At 67.0% G+C, this 17,670-nt stretch carries 18 protein-coding genes; 14 read left to right on the top strand and 4 right to left on the bottom strand.

Annotated features, from left to right (window positions below; all coding sequences use genetic code 11):
* Positions 1-33: 33 nt before the first annotated feature.
* Positions 34-999: a DMT family transporter gene (locus ATO3_RS12105; protein WP_088650123.1), complete on the bottom strand. Its 966-nt coding sequence runs from the start codon at positions 997-999 to the stop codon at positions 34-36.
* 148 nt (positions 1,000-1,147) lie between these two features.
* Between ATO3_RS12105 and ATO3_RS12100 the strand changes: the two genes are divergently transcribed.
* The 12 genes from ATO3_RS12100 to ATO3_RS12045 all read left to right on the top strand — a co-directional run bounded on the left by ATO3_RS12100 (position 1,148) and on the right by ATO3_RS12045 (position 12,480).
* Positions 1,148-1,675 (top strand): CoxG family protein, encoded by a 528-nt coding sequence (locus tag ATO3_RS12100; RefSeq protein WP_088650122.1) that lies wholly within the window; start codon positions 1,148-1,150, stop codon positions 1,673-1,675.
* A gap of 45 nt (positions 1,676-1,720) precedes the next feature.
* Positions 1,721-2,671 carry an ABC transporter ATP-binding protein gene (locus tag ATO3_RS12095; RefSeq protein ID WP_088650121.1) on the top strand — a complete coding sequence of 317 codons (951 nt, stop codon included), beginning with the start codon at positions 1,721-1,723 and terminating at the stop codon, positions 2,669-2,671.
* Positions 2,668-3,429, top strand: a complete 762-nt coding sequence (locus tag ATO3_RS12090) for an ABC transporter permease (protein WP_088650120.1) — start codon at positions 2,668-2,670, stop codon at positions 3,427-3,429. Before ATO3_RS12095 ends, ATO3_RS12090 begins: the two co-directional genes overlap by 4 nt.
* Before the next feature lie 106 nt (positions 3,430-3,535).
* The gene (locus ATO3_RS12085; protein ID WP_088650119.1) at positions 3,536-4,333 is read left to right on the top strand and encodes a S49 family peptidase; all 798 of its coding nucleotides are present in this window, start codon (positions 3,536-3,538) and stop codon (positions 4,331-4,333) included.
* Between the two features lie 174 nt (positions 4,334-4,507).
* Positions 4,508-5,455, top strand: coding sequence for a calcium/sodium antiporter (locus ATO3_RS12080; RefSeq protein ID WP_088650439.1), 948 nt, complete (start codon positions 4,508-4,510; stop codon positions 5,453-5,455).
* 21 nt (positions 5,456-5,476) lie between these two features.
* Entirely contained in the window at positions 5,477-6,259 is a 783-nt protein-coding gene (locus ATO3_RS12075) for an SDR family oxidoreductase (RefSeq protein WP_088650118.1), read from the top strand.
* A 301-nt stretch (positions 6,260-6,560) separates the two neighbouring features.
* Positions 6,561-8,459, top strand: a complete 1,899-nt coding sequence (gene uvrC / locus ATO3_RS12070) for an excinuclease ABC subunit UvrC (protein WP_088650117.1) — start codon at positions 6,561-6,563, stop codon at positions 8,457-8,459.
* Between the two features lie 185 nt (positions 8,460-8,644).
* Entirely contained in the window at positions 8,645-9,805 is a 1,161-nt protein-coding gene (locus ATO3_RS12065) for a serine hydrolase domain-containing protein (RefSeq protein WP_088650116.1), read from the top strand.
* A gap of 178 nt (positions 9,806-9,983) precedes the next feature.
* On the top strand, positions 9,984-10,649 hold the full coding sequence (gene pgsA, locus ATO3_RS12060; protein WP_088650115.1) for a CDP-diacylglycerol--glycerol-3-phosphate 3-phosphatidyltransferase: 666 nt from the start codon (positions 9,984-9,986) through the stop codon (positions 10,647-10,649).
* On the top strand, positions 10,649-10,894 hold the full coding sequence (gene moaD, locus ATO3_RS12055; RefSeq protein ID WP_198963272.1) for a molybdopterin converting factor subunit 1: 246 nt from the start codon (positions 10,649-10,651) through the stop codon (positions 10,892-10,894). Before pgsA ends, moaD begins: the two co-directional genes overlap by 1 nt.
* 4 nt (positions 10,895-10,898) lie before the next feature.
* A complete protein-coding gene (locus ATO3_RS12050; RefSeq protein ID WP_088650113.1) occupies positions 10,899-11,342 on the top strand; it encodes a molybdenum cofactor biosynthesis protein MoaE in 444 nt (147 codons plus the stop codon).
* Between the two features lie 331 nt (positions 11,343-11,673).
* Positions 11,674-12,480 (top strand): class I SAM-dependent methyltransferase, encoded by an 807-nt coding sequence (locus ATO3_RS12045; protein ID WP_088650112.1) that lies wholly within the window; start codon positions 11,674-11,676, stop codon positions 12,478-12,480.
* Between the two features lie 63 nt (positions 12,481-12,543).
* Here the strand turns inward: ATO3_RS12045 and ATO3_RS12040 are convergent, their stop codons facing one another.
* Positions 12,544-13,785, bottom strand: coding sequence for an aminopeptidase (locus ATO3_RS12040; protein ID WP_088650111.1), 1,242 nt, complete (start codon positions 13,783-13,785; stop codon positions 12,544-12,546).
* Positions 13,786-14,072: 287 nt separating this feature from the next.
* On the opposite strand from ATO3_RS12040, the gene ATO3_RS12035 reads away from it, so the two are divergent.
* A complete protein-coding gene (locus ATO3_RS12035; protein WP_332888697.1) occupies positions 14,073-14,606 on the top strand; it encodes an NUDIX hydrolase in 534 nt (177 codons plus the stop codon).
* An 84-nt stretch (positions 14,607-14,690) separates the two neighbouring features.
* On the top strand, positions 14,691-16,202 hold the full coding sequence (locus ATO3_RS12030; protein ID WP_088650110.1) for an inorganic phosphate transporter: 1,512 nt from the start codon (positions 14,691-14,693) through the stop codon (positions 16,200-16,202).
* A 113-nt stretch (positions 16,203-16,315) separates the two neighbouring features.
* Here ATO3_RS12030 and ATO3_RS12025 read toward each other — a convergent pair whose 3' ends face one another.
* Positions 16,316-16,612, bottom strand: a complete 297-nt coding sequence (locus ATO3_RS12025) for a hypothetical protein (RefSeq protein WP_088650109.1) — start codon at positions 16,610-16,612, stop codon at positions 16,316-16,318.
* A 132-nt stretch (positions 16,613-16,744) separates the two neighbouring features.
* The gene (locus ATO3_RS12020) at positions 16,745-17,626 is read right to left on the bottom strand and encodes a sulfotransferase (RefSeq protein ID WP_088650108.1); all 882 of its coding nucleotides are present in this window, start codon (positions 17,624-17,626) and stop codon (positions 16,745-16,747) included.
* Positions 17,627-17,670 lie beyond the last annotated feature (44 nt).

The following is a 17,670-nucleotide window of genomic DNA, read 5'->3' as shown; positions in this document are numbered from 1 at the left end:
CTTGGCCACCGTCACCGGATCAATACGCGGCCGCTAGCGCAGCTTGACCTGCCCGCGCGCGATGCGCCGGGACAGCTGCCGCTCGCGCAGGAAGACGAACAGCCCGGAGCCCATGATCAGCGCCATGCCGATCCAGACCTCCCAGCCCGGCAGCGTGTCGAAGATGACGAAGCCCCAGAACACCGCCAGCGGCAGGCCGATGTATTCGAACGGCGCGATGGTGGCGGCATCGGCAGAGCGGTAGGCTGCGCTCAGCGCGTAGCCGATCACCGCCGCGTTCAGCCCCAGCCCGACGAAGTACAGCCAGTCCGAGCCCTGCGGCCAGACCCAGGCCCGCAGCAGGAACACGACCGAGGCGCTCTCGACCCCTTCGGCAAAGCGCCCGTCCCCGGCCACCAGCCAGAACAGGGTCGATACGATGATGAACGTCCCCTGGATATAGACCGACAGCGCCGAGGCCTTGGTGGTCGCGCCCAGTCTGCGGGTCATGAGCTGGTTCGTGGCATAAAGCAGCGCCGAGAAGACCGGCAGCAGCAGCACGATGCGGCTGACCTCCAGCGCCTCGCGCCCGGCCCAGGGGCGTTGCATCAGCACGACGCCGGCAAAACCTACCAGCACCGCGCCCATCCGCAGCGGGCCGACCTTCTCGCCCAGGATCGGGATCGACAGCACGGTGATAAAAAGCGGCGCCACGAAGAACAGAGCCGTGGCATCGGCCAGCGGCAGGGCCGCGAGGGCGGCGAAATAGGTCATGTTGGCGGCCACCAGCAACAGGCCGCGGAAGGCATGCAGCCAGGGCTGGCGCGTGCGCAGGATGGAAAACCCGCCCTCCAGCTGAACGAAGATCAGGCTGAAGCCGAGCCCGATGAGCGAGCGGACAAAGACCATCTGGTGCAGCGGGTAGCCGCCCGACAGCTCCTTGATGAGCATGTCGTTGATCGAGATGCAGAAGATCCCCGCCGTGATGAACGCGATACCCGCCGCCGCCCGGTTTTCCATCTGCCCTCAGCCTCATGTTGCCCGGCACCGCTATCACAGCAGGCATGCTTGGCAAGTCCGGCGCGCGGCCGGCCCCCTCCCAAAGACCGATTGGCGCAGGCGGCCCGGCGCGCTACTAGATACGATACCAGGACAGGAGGACCCCTCAATGCAGATGAGCGACACGCGCGAGATCAAGGCCGATCCGGCCACCGTCTACGCCGCGCTTCTCGATCCCGAGATGCTGAAGGCCTGCATCCCCGGCGCGCAGGAGGTCGAAGGCTCGCCCGAGGAGGGTTACAGCGCGACGGTGACCCAGAAGGTCGGCCCGGTGAAGGCGACCTTCAAGGGCAATGTGACCATGTCCGACATGGTCGAGAACGAGAAGCTGACCATCAGCGGTGAAGGCAAGGGGGGGGCCGCGGGCTTTGCCAAGGGCGCGGCCGTGGTGACATTCGCACCCAATGCCGATGGCGGCACGACGCTGAGCTATGACGTCGATGCGAAGGTCGGCGGCAAGCTCGCGCAGCTGGGCAGCCGGATCATCGACGGCTTTGCCAAGAAGATGGCCGACAATTTCTTCACGCGCCTGCAGACGGCTCTGGAAGGCCCCGCCGAGGGCGACGATGCCGGAGAAGCCGCCGAGGCAGAGGAAGTCGCGAAGAAAAAAGGTTGGTTCGGCCGCCTGCGCGGCTAGATCCATCCGCATCCCGCGGCACGGGCGGGGCAAGAAGGGGGCAGCATGGCGGACATCGTCACGATCCGGGACCTGAAAAAGGTCTACGCGGAAGGATTCGAGGCGCTCAAGGGCGTCTCGCTCACGATTCGCGAGGGCGAGATCCTGGCGTTGCTCGGGCCCAATGGCGCGGGCAAGACAACGCTGATCTCGACCGTCTGCGGCATCACCATGCCCACCTCGGGCAGCGTGATCGTCAGCGGGCATGACATCGAAACCGACTACCGCGCCGCGCGATCGCTGATCGGCCTTGTCCCGCAGGAGATCGCTCTGGAGCCGTTCGAGACGGTGATCCGCACCGTCCGCTTCTCGCGCGGGCTGTTCGGCCGGACACGCGACGACGCGCTGGTCGAAAAGATCCTCACCCGGCTGTCGCTGTGGGACAAGCGGGACAGCGAGCTGAAGCAGCTGTCGGGGGGCATGCGCCGCCGCGTGCTGATCGCCAAGGCGCTGGTCCACGAGCCGCGCGTGCTGTTCCTGGACGAACCGACGGCCGGCGTCGACGTGGAACTGCGCCGCGACATGTGGCGCATCGTCGAGGACATGAAGGCCGAGGGCGTCACCATCATCCTGACCACCCACTACATCGAGGAGGCCGAGGCCATCGCCGACCGCGTTGCCGTGATCAACGACGGGCAGATCCTGCTGGTCGAGGACAAGGCCGACCTGATGCGCCAGATGGGCCGCAAGGAGATCATCGTGCACCTGAAGGATCCGGTCACGGCGATCCCCGACAGCCTGTCCGGCTACGACCTGGACCTGGGCGAAGGCGGCGACCGGCTGATCTATGGCTACGACACCCGCAGCGGCGACCGTACCGGGATCACCGCGCTGCTGAACGATGTCGCGGCCGCCGGCCTCGTGCTGCGCGACGTGGAAACCCGGCAGAGCAGCCTTGAAGACATCTTCGTCGACCTCGTCGCCGCCGAGGAGCACAAGAAGGAGGGCGCCGCGTGAACCTCACCGCCGTCTGGGCCATCTACCACCGCGAGATGAGCCGCTTTTTCCGCACCTTCATGCAAAGCTTCCTGTCGCCGGTGATTTCGACCTCGCTCTACTTCGTGGTCTTCGGCGCGGCGATCGGCTCGCGCATCGACGAGGTCGAGGGCGTGAGCTATGGCGCCTTCATCGTCCCGGGGCTGGTGATGCTGTCGGTGATGAGCCAGGCGATCTCGAACGCCTCGTTCGGGATCTATTTCCCGAAGTTCATTGGCACGATCTACGAACCGCTCTCGGCGCCGATGAACTTCCTGGAAATCGTGCTGGGCTTTGTCGGCGCGGCGGCGACCAAGGCGCTGTTCATCGGGGTGGTGATCATCGTCACCGCCTCCTTCTTCGTGGAGTTGCAGATCGCTCACCCGCTGCCGATGGTGGCCTTCCTGCTGCTGACCTGTCTCAGTTTTTCGCTTCTGGGGTTCATCCTGGGCATCTGGGCGAAGAATTTCGAGCAGCTGCAGATCGTGCCGCTGATGGTCATCACGCCGCTCGTCTTCCTGGGTGGGGCGTTCTATTCGACCTCGATGCTGCCGCCGGTCTGGCAGACCGTGTCGCTGTTCAATCCGGTGGTCTACCTGATCTCGGGCTTCCGCTGGTCCTTCTATGCCGTGGCCGACGTGCCGGTGGGCGTCAGCCTTCTGGCCATCGCCGGGTTCACCGCGCTTTGCCTCGGCCTGATCTGGTGGATCTTCCGCACGGGCTGGCGCATCCGGTCGTAACGGGCGTGGCATTCCTGCCGATCACCGTAAAGAATCGTCCTTCCTGCTGCCTATCGTCGCGGCGCCCGCCTTGTTTGTGGGCCGTCGCGGTTCTACATCGGGCTGCATGATAGACAGGCTGCCCTTCCTGCGCTCCCGGCCGACCGTGGCCGTCGTCCGGCTTAGCGGGGCCATAGGCATGTCAGCCCGCGGCGGTCTGAGCGACGAAAGCATCGGTCCCGTGCTCGAGCGTGCCTTCACGAAGGGCAAGCCCAGGGCCGTTGCCCTCCTGATCAACTCTCCTGGCGGATCGCCCGTGCAATCGGCGCTGATCGGCGCCCGCGTCCGGCGGCTGGCCGAGAAGAAAAAGATCCCGGTGATCGCCTTCGTCGAGGATATCGCGGCCTCTGGCGGCTATTGGCTTGCCGCCGCAGCCGACGAGATCCACGCCGATGCCAGCTCCATCGTCGGCTCCATCGGGGTGATCTCGGCCAGCTTCGGCGCCAACCTCTTCCTGTCGCGCCACGGGATCGAGCGGCGGGTGCATACTGCCGGCACGTCGAAATCCATGATGGACCCGTTTCGCCCCGAGAAGGAAGAGGATGTCGCCCGGCTGCACAGCATGCTCAACGGCATCCATGCCAATTTCATCGACCACGTCAAATCCCGCCGCGGCGACCGACTGGTCGAGGGCGAGGACCTGTTCAACGGCGAGGTCTGGCTTGGCGCGCAGGCGCTGGAGCTGGGGCTGATCGACGGTATCGGCCACCTGCGCCCGGTCCTGGAAGAGCGCTTTGGCGACAAGGTCCAGTTCAAGCGCTACGGGCCGAAGAGAACCCTGTTCTCTCGTCTGGGCGCCCGGATCATGTCCGAGGCGACCGGTGCCATCGAGGAGCGCGCGGCCTTCGCGCGTTTTGGCCTCTGACGTGATCGTCAAGATTGTCACATTGTTTCTCATCGCGATCGCGGTGCTTGCCATGTTCGGGCGGCTGAAGCTGCGCCTGCCGGGCCGTGATCGGCTGACCGACAAGAAATGCCCCCGCTGCGGCCGATTCCGCATCGGCAAGGGTCCCTGTCCCTGCAAAGGAGGGCATTCGTGATCCTGCCATGGTTCTACAGCGCGCTGGGGCTGCTGATGCTGGTCCTGGCGGGCGATCTTCTTGTGAAGGGCGCCGTGAACCTCAGCCTCCGCCTTGGCGTTCCGGCCCTGATCGTCAGCCTGACGGTGGTGGCCTTCGGCACTTCGGCGCCGGAACTTCTGGTGGCGATCAAGGCAACGCTGAACGACGCGCCCGGTATCGCGCTGGGCAACGTGGTGGGATCGAACATCGCAAACATCCTGCTGGTGCTGGGCATTCCCGCCCTGCTGGCGACGCTGCACACCAGCGAATGCGACACGCGCAAATCCTTCCTGCTGATGATCGGGGCCTCGGTCCTGTTCATCGGCATCTCGGCCCAGGGCGTCATCGGCTTCGGCTCGGGCCTGATCCTGCTGGGCGCGCTGGCTCTGATCCTGGGCGAAAACATCTGGGAGGCGCGGTGCCACCGCCGGAGCGGCCAGCCCGACGAGATGGACGAGATCGAGGAAGCCGATCCCGACATGCCGTTCTGGCGTATCGGGTTCTACCTGGTTCTGGGCCTCGTGGGCCTGCCCATGGGGGCCAGCCTGCTGGTCGACAGCGCCTCGGAAATCGCCAGCGCCTACGGCGTGAGCGACACGGTGATCGGCCTGACGCTTGTGGCCGTGGGCACCTCGCTGCCCGAACTGGCGACCACCGTGATGGCGGCGCTGCGCCGCCAGGCCGACGTGGCGCTGGGCAATGTCATCGGGTCGAACATGTTCAACCTGCTGGCGATCATCGGCGTCGCCGCCATGTTCGGGCCGATCCGTGTCGATCCCGAGTTTCTCGATTTCGACCTCTGGGTCATGCTTGGCTCGGCCCTGCTGATCGTGCCCTTCGTCTTCTTCCGGCGCGACATAACCTGGCCCTGGGGGCTTGCCTTGACGGTGCTCTATCTGGGCTATGTCGCAACTCTGTTGTTCTGACCGTTCACTTCGGAGGATCTCATGACTGGACGCGCATTGGTGACCGGTGCCGGCAATCGGCTGGGCCGGGCGATGGCGATCTACCTCGGCTCCCGCGGGCATGACGTGGCCGTGCATTACGCGGGCTCGCAGGAGGGCGCAGAAGACACCGCGTCCGAGATCCGCGCCGCCGGGCGTTCCGCGGTTACCCTGCAGGCCGACCTGTTGGACCTGGACGCGGCCGAGGCGCTTCTGCCCCGCGCGGCCGAGGCGCTGGGCGGGCCGATCACCTGTCTGGTCAACAACGCGTCGATTTTCGAATACGACAATATCCGCACCGCCACGCGCGACAGCTGGGACAGGCACATCGGCTCGAACCTGCAGGCGCCCTTCCTGCTGACTCAGGCGATGGCCGCCCAGGGGCTGGAGCCCGAGACCGACGACATGGGAGAGCCGAAGGCCACCGGCCTGATCGTCAACATGGTCGACCAGCGGGTGCGCAAGCTGACGCCCGAGTTCATGACCTACACGATCGCCAAGGCCGGGCTCTGGACCCTGACGCAGACCGCCGCGCGGGCGCTGGCTCCGGCGATCCGGGTCAACGCGATCGGCCCGGGGCCCACGCTGCAGGGCGCGCGCCAGTCCGACGAGGCCTATGCGAAGCAGCGCGGCGCCACCGTGCTCGAGCGGGGCGCCAACCCCGCCGACATCACCGGGGCGCTGGGCTATTTCCTTGATGCGCCGGGCATCACCGGGCAGCTCCTGTGCGTCGACGGAGGCCAGCACCTGGCCTGGCGCACGCCTGATATACTGGGTCCGGAATAACCCGCCTGCGGGGCGCATCGCCCAAAGTTTTGCACTGAACGTACAGTTGTCACGCGCGCGTTACAAAAGACCCTTTCGATTCATAGGTTTGGTTCGGTTTCGGTTTTTTCTGGAAGAATTTCAGCCGGTTACAGGAGCGCCCATTTTTTCGGCAAGTTAACGAAAGCCCCGTTTTACAAAGAAAAATCCAACAAGCCCCAAACATATGCTCAGACTTATCCACAGGAATGGTGGATTTGTTTTGGCTTGAACCCGCCGCTCCGAGATTGCAGCGAACATCCGGGAATCATATCTGTCGTCCATGACCGCCGATGCCGAGCCCAGACCCGAATCGTCCGATGGTCCGTCCGCCCCTCCGGCGCCCACCGGACACACCTGTATCCAGGGCTACCTGAAGACGCTCGACAGCTCTCCGGGCGTGTACCGGATGCTGGATGCGCAGGCGCGGGTGCTTTATGTCGGCAAGGCGCGGAACCTCAGGGCGCGGGTGTCGAACTATGCGCGGCCGGCGGGCCACAGCCCCCGGATCGCGCGGATGATCCGCGACACCGCCTCGATGATGTTCCTGACCACGCGGACGGAAACCGAGGCGCTGCTGCTTGAACAGAACCTGATCAAGCAGCTGAAGCCGAAGTACAACGTGCTGCTGCGCGACGACAAGAGCTTCCCCAATATCCTGGTCGCCAAGGACCACCGCTTTCCGCAGATCCGCAAGCATCGCGGCGCCAAGTCCGACAAGGGCGCCTATTTCGGCCCCTTCGCCAGCGCCGGCGCGGTCAATCGCACGCTGAACCAGCTGCAGAAGGCCTTCCTGCTGCGCAACTGTTCGGATTCCATGTTCGAAAGCCGCACGCGTCCCTGCCTGCTCTACCAGATCAAGCGCTGCTCGGCCCCTTGTGTCGGCCATATCTCGGACGCGGCATACGCCGAGGCCGTGCGCGACGCCGAACGCTTTCTGTCGGGCCGGTCGACCAAGGTGCAGGAGGAGCTGGCCGAGCAGATGATGGACGCCTCGGAGGCGATGGAATTCGAACGCGCCGCCGCCCTGCGCGACCGGATCCGCGCGCTCACCTCGGTGCAGACCAGCCAGGGGATCAACCCGCGCGGGGTCGACGAGGCGGACGTGATCGCGCTGCACATGGACAGCGGGCAGGCCTGCGTTCAGGTGTTCTTCATCCGCTCGGGCCAGAACTGGGGGAACAAGGATTTCTATCCGCGTCTCGCCGCCGATGTCAGCGCGGCCGAGGTGATGGAGGCCTTTCTCGGCCAGTTCTACGACAACAAGGAGCCGCCGAAACAGGTGATCCTGTCGGATGCGATCGAGGACGGCGACCTGATGACCGAGGCGCTGAGCCAGAAGGCCGGCCGCAAGGTCGAGATCCTCGTGCCCCAGCGCGGCGAGAAGAAGGAACTGGTATCGGGCGCGCTGCGCAACGCGCGGGAATCGCTGGCCCGGCGGATGGCGGAAAGCGCCACGCAGGCGAAGCTGCTGGCCGGCATTGCCGAGGCCTTCGACCTGGATGCGCCGCCGGAGCGGATCGAGGTCTACGACAACTCGCATATCCAGGGCGCCCATGCGGTGGGCGCGATGATCGTGGCCGGGTCCGAAGGGTTCCTGAAGAGCCAGTACCGCAAGTTCAACATCAAGGGGGACGAGCTGACCCCCGGCGATGACTTCGGCATGATGAAGGAGGTGCTGTCGCGCCGCTTCGCGCGCCTGCAGAAAGAGGATCCGGACCGCGAACAGGGGCACTGGCCCGATCTGCTGCTGATCGACGGCGGCGCCGGGCAGGTCAGCGCGGTGGCCGAGATCATGGCGCAATACGGGGTCGAGGATATCCCGATGGTCGGCGTCGCCAAGGGCGTGGACCGCGACCACGGCAAGGAGGAATTCCACCGTGTGGGCAAGATGCCCATGGCGCTGCGCCACAACGATCCGGTGCTCTATTTTATCCAGCGCCTGAGGGACGAGGCGCACCGCTTTGCCATCGGGACCCACCGGGCGAAGCGGGCGAAATCGGTGGCGGCCAACCCGCTGGACGAGATCGCCGGCGTGGGGGCCACGCGCAAGCGCGCGCTGCTGAAGCATTTCGGTTCGGCCAAGGCGGTAAGCCGAGCGAACCTTGTGGATCTGAAGGCGGTCGACGGGATTTCGGACGCGCTGGCCGAAAAGATCTACGACTATTTCCAGGACAGGTAGGGCGGCGGGCCGGGCAGTTCCGCAGAGCTCCCGCCCGTCGCCAATGAACTTGAACCAATGGCGCATCAATGGCGTCCCAGCGCTCTCCGGGGCTGCCCTATTCGCCACGTGGCGCGGACCGACCTCAGGTTCCGCTTGTGCCCGCCGCGCAAACCGGCTTCGCTGCGGAAAAACGGAGGTAACTCATGGACCTGATGCAAGGCTTCCCCCCGGCGCCCGAGGCGCGGGTGACGCTGGCCAACTGGCGGACACGGCCCTTTTCATCCTGGGCGTTCCACCATGTGCGCGAGATCGTGCCCTCGGCCGGGATCCGCAATGCGCCCGGGGATGTCTGGCAGGTCGAGGAGGCCGGGCCGCTGATAGATCCGGACGAGGTCGCGCGCATGGTGGCCGGCACGAACACCGACGCGCTGGTGGTGATGCACCAGGGCCGCGTGGTGCACGAGCTGTATCGCAACGGGATGACGGCCGAAGATCCGCATACCCTGATGTCGGTGTCGAAATCCGTTCTGGGCCTGCTGGCCGGGATCCTTGCGGGCAAGGATCTGCTGGACGTGTCCCAGCCGCTGACCGAATACATCCCCGAACTGCGCGGCACCGGCTATGAGGGCGCCACGGTGCGCCAGGCGCTGGACATGCAGGTGGGGGTGGCCTTTTCCGAGGATTACACCGCCGCCGGCGGGCCGATCATCGCCTATCGCAAGGCCGCCAACTGGAACCCGCTGGAGCCCGGCGAGGAGCCGCTGGACCTGCGCAGCTTCCAGCTGACGCTCAAGGACAGCGACGGGCCGCATGGCGACCGTTTCCACTATGTCTCGCCGGTGACGGACCTGATGGCCTGGGTGATGGAGCGGGCGACGGGCACGCGCTATGCCGACCTGCTGTCGGAGCACCTGTGGCAGCCCATGGGCGCCGAGCGGCCGGGTTACATCACCGTCGACCGGATCGGCGGGGCGCGGGCGGCGGGCGGTGTCTGTTTCACCGCGCGGGACCTGGCGCGGCTGGGCACCGTCATCGCCAATGGCGGCCGGCGCGGCGACGGGCGGCAGGTGGTGCCCGAGGCCTGGATCACGGACATCTTCGACAATGGCGACCCCGCGCTTTGGAACAGGGGCGATTTCGCCGCGTTCTATCCCGGGGTCGACATGCATTACCGGTCCAAGTTCTACATCCATCGCGGGGCCGAACCGCTGCTGCGGGGCGTGGGCATCCACGGGCAGTACCTGTTCGCGGATCCGGCGCGCGGGCTTTCGGTGGCCTGGTTCGGGTCGGAGGCCGATGCCGCGACCTCGGGCTATTTCCCCGCCCGGCTCGCGCTGGTCGAGACGCTGCGGGCGGCCTGCTGATCCGGCGCTGCACGGCAGGGGGCGGTGCCGGGCCGGCGGCAATGGGGCGTGGCGACCGGCGCCCCTCCCGGGGAAAGGCAGGGCCGGATGGCCGGTTTCGCGCAGGACGCGAAGCCTGGCGGCAGGTCCCCCGTTCGAGGCGGTTTCCGCCGGCGCGCAAAAGGGCTAGGAAGACGGCATGACAGTGACGACCCCAACGATCCTGACCCTTCTGCGGCTGCTGGCCTCGCCGGCGCTGGCGGTGGTCTTCATGGTGCTGCCCCGGCCGCTGGCCGACTGGGTGGCACTGTTCCTGTTCATCGGGGTCTCGGCCACCGACTGGATCGACGGCTACCTCGCCCGGGCCTGGGGCCAGGTCACGCGGCTGGGCACGATGCTGGACCCGATCGCCGACAAGGCGATGGTGACCTCGGCGCTGTTGACGCTGTGCGCGGTCTCGTCGCTGAACTGGGCGATCCTGTTCCCGGCGATCCTCATCATGTTCCGCGAGGTCTTCATCTCGGGGCTGAGGGAATTCCTGGCCGACGTGGCGGGGACGTTGTCGGTGACGCTGATGGCCAAGTGGAAGACGACGGCGCAGATGGTGGCCCTTGCCGTCCTGTTCGCCCACGGCATCGCCGAGCATCACGCCGGGCTGTCGGCGGCGGGGATGGATCCGCAGATGGTCGCGGCGGTTCTGTCCGGCAAGATCGTCGACAACGGCGACCTTGGCTGGTGGATCGAGGTGGCGCGCTGGTTCGGTCTGATCGGCCTGTCGCTGCTGTGGATCGCGGCGGTGCTGACGGTCTGGACCGGGGTCGATTACTTCCGCAAGGCGCTGCCCCATCTGAAGGAGCCGGAATGATGGATGTTCTTTACTTCGCCTGGGTCCGCGAGCGGATCGGCCTGCCCAAGGAACGGGTGGAGACCCGGGCCGCGACGGTATCCGAACTGGTGGCCGAGCTGTCGGCGCGGGAGGAGCGCTATGCGCTGGCGTTTTCCGACCTGACGGCGCTCAGGGTCGCCCTGGACCAGGAGCTGTCGGATTTCGACGCGCCGCTGGAGGGCGTGCGAGAGGTGGCGTTCTTCCCGCCGATGACCGGGGGCTGAGCCGATGCGGATCGTGGTCGATGACGCGCTGTTCGATCCGGGGGCGGAGCTGAACCGCTTCACGGAGGCGGCCGAGGGGATGGGCGCTGTCGTGAGCTTCTCCGGGATCGTCCGGCAGAACGCGGCCGGGACGCTGAAGGCGATGGAGATCGAGCATTACCCGGGCATGACCGAGAAGGCGATCGCCGCGATCGCCGAGGAAGCGGTGACCCGCTGGAACCTGGGCGATGCGCTGGTGATCCACCGCTACGGCGCGCTGGAGCCGGGGGCGCCGATCATGATGGTGGCCACCTCGGCGCCGCACCGGGCGGATGCCTTCGCGGCGGCGGAATTCCTGATGGATTACCTGAAGTCCCGCGCCCCCTTCTGGAAGAAGGAGACCACCTCGGAGGGCGAGGGCTGGGTCGCGGCGAAGGATGAGGACGAGGCGGCTCTGGACCGCTGGTAAGATCCCGGGCCGCCCGGGATGTCCCACGCGTGGGACACTCCGGCGGAATGAGTGATTTCAAAGGGTTACAGCGGAGGATTTACCTTTTGTCAGGAAATGACGGGCGTGTGGCCGGGGGGCTGCGCGCCCGATTTTTCGTTGACCGGGAGCAGGGACCGGTCGTGAAGCCAAGGACCATGCGGTCGGAGCGCCGTGACGTGAAGGCGGGGTTGCCCCGGGCCAGCGCGCCGGGCTGGCAGGGAGGAGGGCTGCGGGGGGCATCGGGATAGCAGGGGCCGCGCCGGGGCGTTTCGTGGTAGGATGAGCCGCGCGTGCTGCAGGGAGGTCCGTCATGACGACCATCGACACCGAATTCCGTGGCTCCATTCCCGATATCTACGACAGCCACCTCGTCCCCATCCTTTTCGAAGGCTACGGCGCCGACCTCGCGCGGCGGGTCGCGCGGGACAGCCCCGGGGCGGTGCTTGAGATCGCCGCCGGCACCGGCGCGGTCACGCGGGCCATGGCGCCTCTGCTGGACGAGGGCGCGCGCTATGTCGTGACCGACCTGAACGAGGCCATGCTGGCCCGCGCCCAGGCCCACCACTGGGACGACCGGATCGAGTGGCGGCAGGCCGATGCGCTGGCGTTGCCCTTCGGGGACGACAGTTTCGACGTGGCCTTCTGCCAGTTCGGTGTGATGTTCTTCCCCGACCGCGTCGCCGGGTTCTCCGAGATCCGGCGCGTGCTGCGCCCCGGCGGGCGGTTCGTCTTCAACAGCTGGGGGCCGATAGAGCGCAACGATTTCTCGAACATCGCGACCGAGACGCTGATCCGGATCTGGCCCGAGGACCCGCCGTTGTTCCTGGCCCGCACGCCTTTCGGCTATGCGGACAGCGGCCTGGTCGAGGCGGACCTGCGCGCGGCCGGGTTCGAAGAGGCGACGATCGAGGAGGTCGAGCGGGACAGCCTGGCCCTGGCGGATGATTTCGCCTTTGGCCAGACCCATGGATCGCCGCTGCGGCTGGAGATCGAGGCGCGCGGCACGCCGAAGCTGGCCGAGGTGCGCCAGGCGATCACCGATGCGATCGAGCAGCGGCTGGGCGCCAGCCCGGTACGGGGGCGGATGCTGGCGTTGGTGGCGGAGGCGGTGGCCTGAGGCCTGCGCGCGGCGGGCCCGCCGGGAGCCCGCCGCGATCCAGACGCGATCCAGACGGGGCGGTCAGTTCGCCCATTCACCGTTGCGGAACACCGGCACGCGGCTGCCGTCGGCGCGGATCCCGTCGATGTCGGTGTCCGGCCCGCCGATCATCCAGTCCACGTGGATGATCGAGCTGTTGCCGCCCTGTGCCGCGATCTGGTCGTCCGACAGCGAGGCGCCGTCGAGGAAGCACTTGGAATAGCACTGTCCCATGGCGATGTGGCAGGCCGCGTTTTCGTCGAAAAGCGTGTTGTAGAACAGCAGGCCGGTCTGCGAGATCGGCGAGCTGTAGGGCACCAGCGCGACCTCGCCCAGGCGGCGGGCGCCTTCGTCGCTGTCGATCATGTTGTGCAGCACGGTTTCGCCCTTGCCCGAGCGGGCCTCGACGGCGCGGCCGTTTTCGAACCGCATCTCGATCTCTTCGATCAGGGCGCCGTTGTAGGACAGCGGCTTGGTCGCGCGGACGGTGCCGTCGACACGCTGGGCATGGGGCGTGGTGAAGACCTCTTCGGTGGGGATGTTCGGGTTGCAGGTCACGCCGTTCTGCGCCTCGGAGGCGCCGCCGTGCCATTCGTGGCCCTCGGCCAGCCCGACCACCAGGTCGGTGCCCGGCCCGGTGAAATGCAGCGCGTCGAAACGTTCGGCGTTGAGCCAGCCGGACCGGGCCCTGAGCGCGGCGTTGTGGTCTTTCCAGGCGGCGACGGGATCGGCACCGGTGACGCGCGAGGCAGAGAAGATCGCGTCGGCCAGCTTGAGGATGGCCTCGTCCTCGGGGAGGTCCGGGAAGACCTGGCGCGCCCAGCCCGGGGTCGGGTAGGCGGCGATGGTCCAGTTGATCTCGAAGGTGGAGATCTTTTCGAGCGCGGGCTTGTAGGCCAGCGAATTGGCCTTGTTGGCGCGCGAGACCTTGGCGGGGTCCTCGGCCGCAAGCGCCATCGGGTCGGCGCCGGCCACGGCCATGCGGGCGGCGCCGCTGTCGAAGGCCTGCGCCATGCCGCGATAGAGCCAGTCCGGCGCGCGATCGAAGCTGGCATCGGCGGCGTTGCGGAACCGGGCGCGGGCGATGTCGTCGTCCGACAGCAGCGGCGTGACGATCCCGGCCCCGGCGCGATAGGCGCTGGCCGCGATCTCGCGCACCAGGGGCAGTGAGTCGACCGGGGCGGTCAGCACCAGGTCCTGCCCCGGCTGAAGATTGAGGCCGACATGCACCGCGACATCGGCAAGGCGGGACAGGAGGACGGGATCGAGATCGGGGGCTGTCATGGCGGCTCCTTCGAGGCGGTCGATGCGTGGGGGCCCGGGCGATGGCCGGGCCGGTCCATGGAAACCTGCCGATAAGTGCGCGGAGTTCAAGCGGATCGTGGCGGAGCGCGGGCGGCCTGCTTGTCGGCCTTGACCGGCCGCCGCGCGGCCCGGGGGCGGCGGGTGCGATGCGTCGCGCGGGGTCTGGGAGGCGCCGGGCGCCGCAAAAGTTAACGTTGTAACGATGGGGCTTACACGATCGGGGCCTATGTTGTATGGTCCGCGACTTCGACAGGCGGGAAATGAACGTGGAACAGGACGGCGTGACAAGCGGACGGATCAACGGGGGTGGCGCGCTCAGGAAACTGGGTGCACGGATCGCTGCGGCGTTCGATGCCTTCGTGCGGCCGATGCTGCAGCGGCCGAACCTGTTGCAGACCGGCGCGCTGTGCCACAGGCGGGAGGGGGACCGGACGCAGGTCCTGATGATCTCCAGCCGCGGCACCGGGCGCTGGATCATCCCCAAGGGTTGGCTGATGCGCGGCAAGAACGCCGGCGAGGCCGCCCTGGTGGAGGCCTGGGAAGAGGCCGGCGTGCGCGCCGTCCTGGCCTCGGACCGGCCGATCGGATCCTATGTCTATGACAAGATCACCAAGCGCGGCCTGCCGGTCAGCGTCGAGACGCTGGTCTTCTCGGTCGAGGTGCAGGCGCTGGAGGACGATTTCCCCGAGACCGGTCAGCGCCAGCGCCGCTGGGTCGATCCGGACGAAGCGGCCGGGATGGTCGCCGAGCCGGGTCTGAAGCAGATCCTGCTGGACCTCGACACGCGGCTTCGCCACTAGACGCCCACACCGTCGCGCGAGGCCTTGCCCCGGATCCTTGCTGCCGACCTTGCCCCGACACCGAACCGGAAAGCGGAGGGACACATGGCCAACAGGGACGTAAACAGGGATCTGAACCCGAGCCACCTGGAGACACTGGACCGCGACCTGGGCCGCCTGTCGACGCTGGAGACGGCGACGGCCTATGTCAGCCGTCCGATGATGGGCATGGGCATCGCGCTGCTGTTCATCGTCTTCGCCGGGCTGATCGCGGCGCTGGTGCTGGGACATTCGGGCAGCACCTTCATCGTGGTCGTCGCGGCGGCCTTCGGCGCCTACATGGCGCTGAACATCGGCGCCAACGACGTGGCCAACAACATGGGCCCCGCGGTGGGGGCCAACGCGCTGTCGATGGGGCTGGCGATCGTGATCGCGGCGATCTTCGAAAGCGCGGGCGCGCTGCTGGCCGGGGGCGACGTGGTGTCGACCATCGCCAAGGGCATCATCGCGCCCGAGAGCATGGGCACCTCCTCGGGGTTCATCTCGGCCATGCTGGCGGCGCTGCTGGCCTCGGCGCTGTGGGTCAACCTGGCGACCTGGATCGGGGCGCCGGTGTCGACGACGCATTCGGTCGTGGGCGGTGTCATGGGCGCGGGGATCGCGGCGGCGGGCTTCGGCGCGGTCAGCTGGGGACAGATGAGCGCGATTGCCGCCAGCTGGGTGATCTCTCCGTTGCTGGGCGGCGTGGTGGCGGCCGGGTTCCTGTGGTTCATCAAGTCCTGGATCATCTACCGCGACGACAAGATCGCCGCGGCACGGGTCTGGGTGCCGGTGCTGGTGGGGATCATGGCCGGCGCCTTCAGCTCCTACCTCGCGGTGAAGGGGCTGTCGAAGGTCGTGTCGATCGACCCGGTCATGTCTCTGCTGATCGGGCTGGGGGTCGCGGTCGCGGCCTGGCTGATCATGATCCCGGTGGTGCGGCGGCAATCCCAGGGGATGGAGAACCGCAACAAGTCGCTCAAGGTGCTCTTCGGCATTCCGCTGATCGTCTCGGCCTCGCTGCTCAGCTTCGCGCATGGCGCCAATGACGTGGCCAACGCGGTCGGGCCGCTGGCGGCGATCGTGCAGGCCTCGACCACCGGCGATTTCACCCATGACGTGTCGATCCCGCTTTGGGTGATGGTGATCGGCGCGCTGGGGATCTCGTTCGGGCTGTTCCTGTTCGGGCCCAAGCTGATCCGCATGGTCGGCAACCAGATCACCAAGCTGAACCCGATGCGCGCCTTCTGCGTGGCGCTGTCGGCGGCGGTGACGGTGATCGTGGCCAGTTGGCTGGGTCTGCCGGTCAGTTCGACCCATATCGCCGTGGGCGGCGTCTTTGGCGTGGGCTTCTTCCGGGAATGGGATGCCGAGCGGCGGATGCGCAAGGCGAAGACTGAGATGGCCGGCCTGCCGGACCTGGCGCCCGAGGAACGGCGCCGCCGCAAGCTGGTGCGCCGGTCGCATTTCCTGACCATCGTGGCGGCCTGGGTCATCACCGTGCCGGCCGCGGCGATCCTGTCGGCGGCGATTTTCATGGTGATCCAGGGCATCGGCAGCGGTGGCGTGACAGGCTGATCGCCCCGCGGCCCGCAGCAGGGCTACGGCTGCTGCGCGCCGGCGCGCGGACCGGGCCGCTGCGCCGGTGTCAGGGCCGGGCGAACGGCGCGGTCAAGGCCGCGCGCGCGGCGTCAGCCCAGGTCGAACAGCCCGAAATCCTCGACGAAATTCGGCGTGTCATCGGACCCGGGCCGGAAAACCGGCAAGTCGCGATCCCAGGATCTGCCGAATTCGAACCGCTCTGTCGCGATCCTGAACGAGCCCATGATGCCGTCGTCGCTGCGTTCGTTCATGATGAAGAACTGGAATTCCTCGGTTTCCAGCTGGAACGTGCGAGAGATGCCATCCTCCAGCGGCTCGCGCGCGAGATAGAGCAGGAAGTCATCGGTTTCGATCCGGATGCTTCCCGGGCTCAGGTCTTCTGCCATCTTGTGGTCCCCCCGTGGTACGCCGCACGGGACGCGCCGGGGCGGCACGTCTCGCCGGCATATACGAAAAGCGTAATATCATGCCGGTGTCCTGTCGAGGCTCCGTCGATCCGGCGGGCGCCGTCGGCGCGTTCACGCCATCCAGGACGCGGGCAGCCTGTCACCGAAACGCGTCCGGCAGTAATCGTATTGTGCCGCGAGCGTGGTCCGGAAGGTGTCGCGCGCCTCGGCCGGCAGGTCGAGCGTCAGCCCGGTCCGGTTGCGCACCACCTCCGGCTTGCCCGGCTGGTAGGGCGCATCGGCGAAATCGGCGAGCCGGCGCAGCGCGGGTTCCCCGAAGAGATCCTCGTAGAAGAGATAGAGCACGTCGTCGGCCGGAAACACCGCGTCGATGTCCTGCAGCGTATAACGGTAATCTGTGCGTGCCATGATGCGCGGGCTTTGCAGCGCCTCGGCCCAGCGGTCGGTCAGTTTCGTGGCGGGATTGGCATGGGTGATGTGGCGCAACTGCGACCAGAGCCGGTCCACCGGGTCCCGCATCACGAAAAGGATCCGCAGGCGGATGTCCTGCGTGGCGCAGAAATCCCGCATCCAGGCAAAGCCGTCGGGGCCAAGCGTGGAATAGGCCGGCGTGATGTCGCAGAAGGTCCGGATCCCGGGTGTGACCAGCCGGGCGAAATGGGCGAAATAGGCATTGTCGTCATAGATCATCTGCACCCGGTCGACGCTGGCCTGGTAGGCGGGGCGCCATTTCAGGTTGTGCACCGGGTCGCCCTCCTGCCCGATGTGATACTGCAGGCGGTTGATCGCGATGGCCTCCATGTCCGACAGCGCGTTGGAGGCGAATTTCGCGTTGAAGAAGTGCAGCTCCTTCAGGGGAGAGACCAGGACCCCGGGCAGGGTCGCGAGGTAATGGTAGATCCAGCTGGTCGCGCATTTCATCGCCCCGACGCAGACAAGGAAGGTCCGGCCGTTCAGGGCGTCGAATTTCTGAAGCTCGGGTATGTCCGACATGGCGCCTCCCCCCGGCCGTGCCCAGGCAGGCCAAAGAGTGGCAC

It is taken from the genome of Marinibacterium profundimaris (genome assembly GCF_002210095.1).
Lineage (GTDB): Bacteria > Pseudomonadota > Alphaproteobacteria > Rhodobacterales > Rhodobacteraceae > Marinibacterium > Marinibacterium profundimaris.
Note: the sequence above shows the minus strand (reverse complement) of the source record. Positions and strands in the feature narration are given on the sequence as shown.